Below are 9,279 nucleotides of genomic sequence, written 5' to 3'. Positions count from 1 at the left end.
GAATTCTACAAAAGAATTCGGATTCTTACATACCTAGAAGATCGTTCAAGTGCTATTAACTATTTCTTAAATGATCGGCATTACTGCAAATGCAGGCTTTTTTGTTATTCTACTTTGGCTATTACGCCATGAAATCAACACCTTCTTTGATGTCTTTTTTCAGAGTTTCAAGCATGTCATTTTTTGCTTTTGTTTCAAATGCGCTTAGTTCGCCGTAAGAAAGAATTTCTTCTACGCCGTTTTTACCTAAACGTACTGGGTGTGCAAAGTACTCTGCATCGCCATTTTCAACAGCAACGTAAGCGTAATCTACAACTTCTTCACCCTGTAGGCCTTTAACTAAAGACATACAAAAACGAGCTGCAGCAGCACCCATAGATAGCGTAGCTGAACCACCGCCTGCTTTAGCATTTACAACTTCAGTACCCGCATTTTGGATACGTGGAGTAAGTGCAGCAACTTCTTCATCAGTGAAAGAAACACCTTCAACTTGAGAAAGTAAAGGAAGAATAGTTGTGCCTGAGTGACCGCCAATTACTGGTACTTTAACAGTTGCTACGTCTACGCCTTTAAGCTCAGCAACAAATGCTTCTGAACGAATAACGTCAAGCGTAGTAATACCGAATACGCGTTTAGCGTCGTAAGTACCTGCTTTTTTAAATACTTCAGCAACAATTGGAACTGTGCCGTTTACTGGGTTAGTAATAATACCTACTAACGCTTTAGGACAGCTAGCAACAATGCCTTCTGCTAAAGTTTTGATGATGCCAGCATTTACATTAAATAAATCAGCACGATCCATACCTGGTTTACGTGGCATACCCGCTGGGATAAGAACGATATCAGAGCCTTCAAGCGCTTTGTTTAATTCATCTGCGCCAAAACCTGCTACTTTAACATCTGTTGGGATGTGAGAAAGGTCAACCGCAACACCTGGTACTACTGGTGCAACATCATAAAGTGATAATTCAGAGCCAGCTGGTAAGCCTGTTTTTAATAATAAAGACAACGCTTGGCCGATACCGCCTGCAGCACCTAATACAGCAACTTTCATTGGAATTCTCCGTAATTTGAGGTAGGAAACATTTGTGGCTCTTAAGATAATGAAATTAGCGACTAAAAACAAATTTATCCTGTCTATTTCAAGTATATTTTCGACCATAGTCGTAAACTTTTGTGATTTAACGCATCAAACTGGCAAGTTAACTAAACAACTGCTGCATAATTATTCATTTTTGTGTAGAATTTGCGGCATAAATAACAAAAACGAATGAAGACTATGCAACCACAAGATAAACAAGAAGCACTGGTAAAAGCATTTAAATCGCTTTTAAAAGAAGAAAACTTTGGCTCTCAAGGCGAAATAGTTGATGCGTTAAAAGATCAAGGCTTTGACAACATAAGCCAAAGTAAAGTGTCACGCATGTTAAGTAAGTTTGGTGCTGTACGCACACGTAATGCTAAACAAGAAATGGTTTACTGCTTACCTGCTGAAATGGGTGTACCAACGGCTAAAAGTCCGTTACGCCAATTAGTAATCGACATTATGCACAACGAAATGATGATCATCATTCGTACCAGCCCTGGTGCGGCTCAGCTTATTGCGCGTTTATTAGATTCATTAGGTAAAGCAGATGGCGTGCTAGGCACAATTGCAGGCGACGATACTATTTTTATCGCCCCAGCTAAAATTTCTGAAATAGACGTAACACTTGAACGTGTTCGCATTTTATTTGATACGGTTTAATAACTAAATTAGTAAACTAAATCTGTTTTAAAAAACCGACTGAAGGTGCAAAAAAAGCAGAACCCATATCGGCTTGAGTAAAATCAAGCCAGTGGTCGTAGCAATCCCCTTCCCCTAAACGGCTATTAAGTACTTTTTCAAATGCAGTACCCGTACAAGCACATGTAATTAATAACATTCCCTGCTCATATACATCGCCATAAGGCATGCTTTGATTTAATAGTAGCGGCTGTCCGTCTTCGTCTTTTAGCTCACTTCGCGAAGCATGGCTGGTTTCAAGCGTGGGGGTAATTAGTGTGTTATCAAGGCGCGTACGCCCCATTATTTGTTCTTGCTCACTCAATGATAAGTGCTGCCACATAGTTAAGTCATGCTTATAACGCTGAACATGAATATAACTTCCCTGATCTTCAAAATTGCCAGGGTTACTAATTAAAGCCGTAGCGCGCTTTTTTCTTCCATGCGCGGTGTCGCCACCATAAATAAAACCGTTAAAATCACGACCATCTAAAAAGCGAAAGTTACGAATTTGCTCCACCAGCTCAACATCGGGGGCAAATAGTTTTAAAATTTGCAGCGCAAATAAATGGTTAACGTCTTCACGGTCAGAGCGAATTTGCACAAATAAATCGCACGGTTGTACGCTCATTTGGTGATCGCTGTGGTTTATATTAGGAAAGCTCTGTAATTCACTAGGAATGAACTCTGGGAGAATATGCGGCCAATATTGCGCACCAATAGCAACCATACAAGAGAGCATTGATTCTGAAAACTGATCGCTAAATTCTTCTTCAATGGCGCTTACTTGTTTTAACTTTGCGCGAAGTGATTCATCTTGACCATCAAACACATTAAAAAATAAGTGCAAACCGTGTAAGTTTGCTTCAGCACAAATCCCTGATTGCGCTTGCGCCATTGTTATTCCTTAATTTTACAGATAAAAACACAGCGAATAACAAATTAATTACGATTCGAAAAAATTCACCGTGTGAGGTTTTATTTTTATTATAACCTGTTCATTATTTTCAAATGACTGGCCATATTGTGCTGCAACTTCAATTTCTTGCTCATTAATAACAACCGAATAAATATATGCCGAACCTATAAAGCGACGACTTATGATTGTAGCTCGCTTACTAAATTTGTCACTTTGGTTATCTGCCACTAATTCTATTTGATGCGGACGTACATATATCAGCCCTATGCTTACGTTATGCTTACTTTCAACATAGGACTCGACTAAACCAAATGGCGTTTTATATTCAGTTGCTGTTAATACTTCTGCGCTCAAGTATATGCCCTGACCCAGAAACTCTGCAACCTCCTTTGAACATGGCGTTGCAAAAAGCTGCTCAGGCGTGCCTTGTTGCTCAATTTTACCGCGATGCATAATGGCAAGTGTATCTGAAAACGCAAACGCCTCTTCTTTTGAGTGTGTAACAAACACAGCAGATACTTGAGTTGCCTTAATAATTCGACGTATATCGGCAATTAATTCAAAGCGTACTTGCGTATCGATATTTGAAAAGGGCTCATCAAGTAGCAATAAACTAGGCTTATAAGCTAATGCACGAGCAATAGCGACGCGTTGTTGTTGGCCACCCGATAACTGATGCGGGAACCTGTCGGCACAGCCAATTAAATGTACCAGCTTAAGCATTTCATCAACGCGTTGCTGCTTTTGAGCTTTACTCATTTTACTAAGCCCAAATGCGATATTATTTGCCACCGTTAAATGCGGAAACAACGCATAGTCTTGAAACATCATGCCGATGTTACGATGCTCAGGTGAGATAAATGATTGCTCATCACTCACTAATTTACCGTCTATAAAAATAGACCCTTGCTTGGCTTCAATTAAACCTGCAATCGCTTTTAATGTGGTCGTTTTGCCGCATCCACTCGCTCCGAGTAAGCAAACAATCTCATCTTTACCCACCGTTAAATCTAAATCGTGAATAACCTTTGTGCCGTTATAGTGATAGCTCACGCCTTGTAAAATTAAACTACTCATTTAACTACGCTGCTCCATAGAACGATTAATAAAATACAAAGGAATAAACCCAACAATAACAATAAATAATGCCGATATTGAAGCAAGCTCTAACTGCTCGTCACTCACATACTGAAATACATGAGTAGCTAAGCTTTCAAAATTAAACGGTCTGAGCAATAGCGCCGCAGGCAACTCTTTCATGCACTCAATAAATACCAATAATGCAGCAGTAAGCAATCCTCTTCGCAGTAAAGGTAGGTGCACTAAACGCAGCGTTTGCCCTTGGCTTTTACCCATTGATTGGCTTGCCATATCAAGTGATGGGCTAATACGTAAAAAACTCGACTCTATTGCTCCGTGTGCAATGGCGTAAAACCTAACTATATAAGCAATAATAATAGTAAGAATGCTACCTGTAAGAAGTAAGCCAATATCTAAATTATACTTCTCGAGCGCTGTGTTAATGGTGTTTTCTAATAATGTAAGGGGTAACAAAACCGCAATTGCGAGTACCGTGCCAGGCAACGCATACCCTGTGCTTGCTAAACGTCCAGGAATAAGCGGATACGTTTGCTTTGCCACGCGCTGATAGAACACAACAAAAATACTTAGCGTAATAGTTATTAGGCTCACAACCCCTGCCACTTTTAAACTTTGCCAAGCGTAACTAAAAAACTCTATGTTCCATGCTTTATCAAAATAGGTAATGGCGTAATTTACAAGTACTGCAATAGGAATTACAAACGCGATAAGTAAAATAAAGCTGCAAAATGCCGTTGCAAGAAAAGCTGACTTCCCTTTTAATACATAGAGAGATTCACTATTTACACTTGATTGGCGCTCAAATACCGCTTGGTTACGACGACTAAAACGCTCTGCCATTAATGCTAAAAATAACAGTAATAACATCACACCCGATATTTTAGCTGCCGCTGTAAGTGAGTAATAACCAAACCACGTATCGTATACGGCAGTCGTTAATGTACTTACGGCAAAATAACTCACTGTTGCAAAGTCAGCCATGGTTTCCATACTTATAAGCGCAAGAGCCGCCACAATAGCCCCACGAGAGAGTACTAAGCTTACTTTAAAAAAACTTTGCCAAGGAGATAACCCCATTAACTGGCTAGCTTGTACTAATTTGAATGACTGCTCGCGAAGAGCCGTTTTAAAAATCAAAAATAAATACGGATAAAGCACCAAGGCAATCATAACGATGGCGCCGGGTAATGTACGAATATCAAAAAACCAATAATCTTTAGGTGATTCCCAGCCAAACCATTCCCTCAGCGCTATTTGCACCGGGCCCGCATAATCTAATAAATCGGTGTATACATAGGCAATAATATAAGTGGGCATAGCAAGGGGCAGCATAAGTGCCCATTCAAACTGTTTTTTACCGGGGAAAGTACAATAAGCTGTTAGCCAGCCAAGAGGTAATGCAATGGCGCAGCTAAGCACACAAACACCTAAAACAAGCAATACGGTATTGGTTATATAATCCCAAAGCACGGTATCCCACAGGTGAGAAAACACCTCAGAGCTACCTTGTAGAGATTCAAAAAGAAGAAAAAACAACGGGGCCGATAGAATTAAGCCAGTCGACCACGCAAAGAGCTGCCATTTAGACAGCTTAAATTTATTAGTCATTAAAGATCGAACTTCACCTCATCAATTAGCTTAAGCGCTAATGGACGATATTTACTTATCTCATCAAGTGGCAAGCTGTCTTCTTTAAAGCTACCCCAAGAGGCAACCAAACTTGATAGTTCAACACCCGACTTAACTGGGTACTCCATATTTAATGAGGCATACATATTTTGTGCTTTACTGTCGGTCATATACTCTATGAGCTTTAACGCATTTTCAGGGTTTTTAGCGTATTTGGTAATAACCGCACCCGATACATTTATGTGTGAGCCACGATTAGTTTGATTCGGAAAGTTAATATTTACGGCCTCTGCCCAACTTTTTTGTTCTTTATCTTCTAGCATTTTGCCAAGGTAGTAACTATTACCTAATGCTAAGTTACATAAACCTTCTTTAACGGCTTTAACTTGAGCACGATCGTTACCTTGCGGTTTACGTGCTAAATTAGCCTTAACACCTTCAAGCCACTCTTTAGTTTGCGCTTCACCATGGTGTGCAATCATAGAAGCCACTAAACCTAAATTATAGGGATGTTTACCAGATCGCGTACAAATCTGCCCTTTGTATTTAGGGTCAGCTAAATCTTCATAAGTGAGCTCAGGTAATGCACCCACTAGCTCTTTTGATGAATACACATTACGCACTCGCTTAGTAAGAGCAACCCATTGCCCGTCGCCATCGCGAAAAGCTGCAGGCACGTTATTATTTACACTGTCACTTTTTATAGTTTGTGTTAATTTTAAATCTTCTAATTGAATAAGCGCACTAAAATTAGAGGTTAATACTAAATCGGCTTTACTGTGTTTGCCTTCGCGTTTAACACGCTCAATTAACCCTTTTTTAGCAAAAACAACATTGGTTTTTATTCCCGTTTGTTTTGTAAAATCATCTAAAATTGGCTGAATTAAAAACGGCTGACGAAAAGAGTAGATGTTAACAACATCGCTTGCAAAGGCGGGTACCGATACCGCTAATCCTAAAACAAGTGTAAATACTGTCTTCATTATTTCACCTAAATAATTGTTATTATCATCGAATTCTACCGTGCTCATTAAAAAAGTGCACACTTTAAATAAATGTAAATATGTAAATAACGCCCAAAAAGGAAATACCGTGTAAGAGATGTCTTACGGACGTGACAGCTAATGAGTAAAAATCAAGATAAAAAACACACAAAAATAACATAGACACTTGTATTAACTGAACTTTTACATTATTACTATTGCGTAAATACTAATTGAATGTAGTTTTATCCCTATTTTAGTTGCTCTATTGCACTATAATTTACGCATCAACCAAGCAACGACGCTTATTGAGTAAAAGGAAATGGACTACTTACTCAACCAACCAATGATTAGGTTACCAGGACAACACGGATTTTAGGACAGGCTCAGGATGAGTATCACAACACAATGTTGTAAAAAGGACAGTGTCAGGAAGATGCGAAAAGGATAACAACACGGCTAAGTTGTTCAACAGGATGTTGAAGGAATAAAAGGACAGGCCTTTTAAGGCAACACAATGGATTGGTTAAAATAGGGATACACTAGGAAGTGTAATTAAGGATTTGGTAATAGTATTTACCCTACAGGATGTTTAGGAATTGAAGGATACAGGCCCGGATGGTCTACATTACATAGAACTAAAAAGTAATATAGTAATAAACATGGATTAGTAAAAATTGGAGTTGATTAAGTTCAATTGCAGGATGCAGAAAATTAGAAGATTCCGCAAGCGCGCCTAGAGATAGAGCGCGCTTTTCTTTGTCTAAAATTTGGGACTTAGCAAGTGCCATCAATCGATTTAGACGCGGTGTCTATTTATCGATAAGAAACTGAGTATTTGTTTTAAATTTCACTAAATTTTTAATAGGCTGCGCCGATAACTAAGTAATATAAGGATTATAAATACTCAATGGACATGAACTTTAAGACGACCCAAAGCAATACCTTCTCACTAAAAGCATCAAGTATAAATACAGCTAGCCCTGTCGGAATTTTTACAACGGAAATTCCTCAAGAAAATCCTTATAAAGCATTGTTTAATCCTGCAGGTTATAACTTTTTTGATATGCCAATAAGCGAATTTAAAAATATAATTAACGTAATTATCCAATTAGAAAGTGATATTCGCACCGGCAAGTGGGGAGAAGGTGCTAGACCTGATGAATTTAGTTATCAGCTTAATAGAGTATCTAACGCTATTGCGACCACTAACTTTAAGGGAAAAACCGATATTAGCTGTTACTTTTTAAAGCGAGTCGAAGAGGCTAAGGATATGATTGGTGAGGACTGCACCTCGTTTATTCAGGCTCACAATAGCGTAAGCCAATTATATAATACGGTTTTACAATTAACATCTGAAGAAGGCTTCAGAGCAATTCAAAATAAAGCACTTGCTCACTTAAAAGAGCAGCAAGCTTTCGCTTAACTGCGTAAAACTACTCTTCTAGCGGTCGGCCTTTATTGCGCTTACCAAGCAAATACGCATCACGAAACTTAATAAAATGCTGTTCTAATTTAGAAGATGCATCCATTTCTCCCGCAAGCGCTAGCACCATAATAGCCACTTCAGCAGTGCCTAGTTGATGCGCATGAGGGGCAACACGTAATCGGTAATCAGATAGTTTATCAGCAGTAACAGAAAGTACAGGCAAGTTATCTAAGTATGGGCTTTTGCGAATCATTTTTTTAGCTTCGCGCCACGTACCATCTAAAAATATAAATAGTAACTTTTTACCCTCTTCAATATTCACTTCAGTAATTGCTCTGCCCTCTTCTACGTCTTCAGCAGGAAACACTACCATTGGCTGATATTGGGGATCGTTTATTAAAGCTAAAAAAGCAGGATCTGGGTCTGTTCTATCCCATCTAAACGCATAGTTATTAGGAACAATTTCCGCGATTAATCGCCCTGTATTAGAGGGCTTAAAACTTTCATTATGGTACATCAGTAAACATACAGCAGCATCGCACTGAGCGTGCTCAACACCTTTACAAATACAGTAATGTTTGGCTATTAAGCATTGTTCACAGCGATCTAATTTACCGCCTCGAGCATTGAATTCACGGCGAGATTCACTTATTTGCTGAGCGCGTAATGCCAAAACTGAGTTTTTCACTGTATTTACCTTCAATTAATTAGGCGCGCATTGTAGCTATATTTGGTGATAATAGATATGTAAGGGCTGTGAGATGGATACCCTAGCGCTCAGGTTAGGTATAAACCAAGTAATAGAAAACCGTATGCGGAGCATACCTCGCGCAAATTTTTAATTTAACAAGCGCCCCCGTAGTCGCGAGTTTACCTCGCGCAAGTTTTTGAATTTAAAAAACGCGGCATAAAGCCGCGACTACAACAAACGTCACTTCAACCACAACAAACTACCAACCCGTATGCGGAGTTTACCTCGCGCAAGTTTTTTAATTTAACAAGCGCCCCCGTAGTCGCGAGTTTACCTCGCGCAAGTTTTTGAATTTAACAAGCGCGGCATAAAGCCCCGCCCACAAAAAACTCCCAACCCGTATGCGGAGCATACCTCACGCAAATTTTTAATTTAACAAGCGCCACCGTAGTCGCGAGTTTACCTCGCGCAATTTTTTTTGAATTTAAAAACGCGGCATAAAGCCGCGACTACAACAAACGTCACCCCAACCACAGCAAACTCCCAACCCGTAGTCGGAGCATACCTCGCGCAAGTTTTTTGAATTTAAAAAACGCGGGATAAAGCCGCGCCTACGCATAATTAAAACACTGTAATTTAAAACCTGCTCTTTCACCCATAAAAAAACCCAGCCAAAGCTGTAATGCCGTTCACTTAAGGTGAGCGGCTTTTTTATTTCTAGCGTACCGCTGCGGTCTTGGCTTGACTGAGCGAGGAAAACTT

At 39.5% G+C, this 9,279-nt stretch carries 9 protein-coding genes; 2 read left to right on the top strand and 7 right to left on the bottom strand.

The window, feature by feature from the left end:
* Positions 1-121: 121 nt before the first annotated feature.
* On the bottom strand, positions 122-1,054 hold the full coding sequence (mdh, locus tag GQR55_RS19175; protein ID WP_007586102.1) for a malate dehydrogenase: 933 nt from the start codon (positions 1,052-1,054) through the stop codon (positions 122-124).
* Between the two features lie 225 nt (positions 1,055-1,279).
* On the opposite strand from mdh, the gene argR reads away from it, so the two are divergent.
* Positions 1,280-1,747 (top strand): transcriptional regulator ArgR, encoded by a 468-nt coding sequence (argR, locus tag GQR55_RS19170; RefSeq protein WP_002957753.1) that lies wholly within the window; start codon positions 1,280-1,282, stop codon positions 1,745-1,747.
* Between the two features lie 16 nt (positions 1,748-1,763).
* Here the strand turns inward: argR and GQR55_RS19165 are convergent, their stop codons facing one another.
* The 4 genes from GQR55_RS19165 to GQR55_RS19150 are packed head-to-tail and all read right to left on the bottom strand — an operon-like array spanning position 1,764 to position 6,397.
* Positions 1,764-2,663 carry a Dyp-type peroxidase gene (locus GQR55_RS19165; protein WP_166421866.1) on the bottom strand — a complete coding sequence of 300 codons (900 nt, stop codon included), beginning with the start codon at positions 2,661-2,663 and terminating at the stop codon, positions 1,764-1,766.
* A 48-nt stretch (positions 2,664-2,711) separates the two neighbouring features.
* Positions 2,712-3,761: an ABC transporter ATP-binding protein gene (locus GQR55_RS19160; protein ID WP_166421865.1), complete on the bottom strand. Its 1,050-nt coding sequence runs from the start codon at positions 3,759-3,761 to the stop codon at positions 2,712-2,714.
* Positions 3,762-5,393 carry an iron ABC transporter permease gene (locus GQR55_RS19155; protein WP_166421864.1) on the bottom strand — a complete coding sequence of 544 codons (1,632 nt, stop codon included), beginning with the start codon at positions 5,391-5,393 and terminating at the stop codon, positions 3,762-3,764. It lies immediately after the preceding gene.
* Positions 5,393-6,397, bottom strand: coding sequence for a Fe(3+) ABC transporter substrate-binding protein (locus GQR55_RS19150; protein WP_166421863.1), 1,005 nt, complete (start codon positions 6,395-6,397; stop codon positions 5,393-5,395). The genes GQR55_RS19155 and GQR55_RS19150 overlap by 1 nt, the downstream gene beginning before the upstream one ends.
* Positions 6,398-7,307: 910 nt before the next feature.
* On the opposite strand from GQR55_RS19150, the gene GQR55_RS19145 reads away from it, so the two are divergent.
* On the top strand, positions 7,308-7,823 hold the full coding sequence (locus tag GQR55_RS19145; RefSeq protein WP_166421862.1) for a hypothetical protein: 516 nt from the start codon (positions 7,308-7,310) through the stop codon (positions 7,821-7,823).
* A gap of 10 nt (positions 7,824-7,833) precedes the next feature.
* Here the strand turns inward: GQR55_RS19145 and GQR55_RS19140 are convergent, their stop codons facing one another.
* Both GQR55_RS19140 and GQR55_RS20110 read right to left on the bottom strand, forming a co-directional pair.
* A complete protein-coding gene (locus GQR55_RS19140) occupies positions 7,834-8,514 on the bottom strand; it encodes a tRNA-uridine aminocarboxypropyltransferase (RefSeq protein WP_166421861.1) in 681 nt (226 codons plus the stop codon).
* A gap of 487 nt (positions 8,515-9,001) precedes the next feature.
* The coding region (locus tag GQR55_RS20110; protein ID WP_206012148.1) for a hypothetical protein at positions 9,002-9,279 on the bottom strand (278 nt) is incomplete at its 5' end.

Origin of the sequence: Pseudoalteromonas sp. Z1A8, from assembly GCF_011378855.1 — a bacterium.
Classification (GTDB): domain Bacteria; phylum Pseudomonadota; class Gammaproteobacteria; order Enterobacterales; family Alteromonadaceae; genus Pseudoalteromonas.
The sequence above is the reverse complement of the archived record's forward strand: the minus strand, read 5'-3'. Positions and strand labels throughout refer to the sequence as shown.

Excerpts from the sequence above, each read along its gene's own strand:
- argR (WP_002957753.1), top strand. The coding sequence starts at position 1,280 with ATGCAACCACAAGATAAACAAGAAGCACTGGTAAAAGCATTTAAATCG.
- GQR55_RS19155 (WP_166421864.1), bottom strand. The coding sequence starts at position 5,393 with ATGACTAATAAATTTAAGCTGTCTAAATGGCAGCTCTTTGCGTGGTCG.
- GQR55_RS19165 (WP_166421866.1), bottom strand. The coding sequence starts at position 2,663 with ATGGCGCAAGCGCAATCAGGGATTTGTGCTGAAGCAAACTTACACGGT.
- GQR55_RS19160 (WP_166421865.1), bottom strand. The coding sequence starts at position 3,761 with ATGAGTAGTTTAATTTTACAAGGCGTGAGCTATCACTATAACGGCACA.
- mdh (WP_007586102.1), bottom strand. The coding sequence starts at position 1,054 with ATGAAAGTTGCTGTATTAGGTGCTGCAGGCGGTATCGGCCAAGCGTTG.
- GQR55_RS19150 (WP_166421863.1), bottom strand. The coding sequence starts at position 6,397 with ATGAAGACAGTATTTACACTTGTTTTAGGATTAGCGGTATCGGTACCC.
- GQR55_RS19145 (WP_166421862.1), top strand. The coding sequence starts at position 7,308 with ATGGACATGAACTTTAAGACGACCCAAAGCAATACCTTCTCACTAAAA.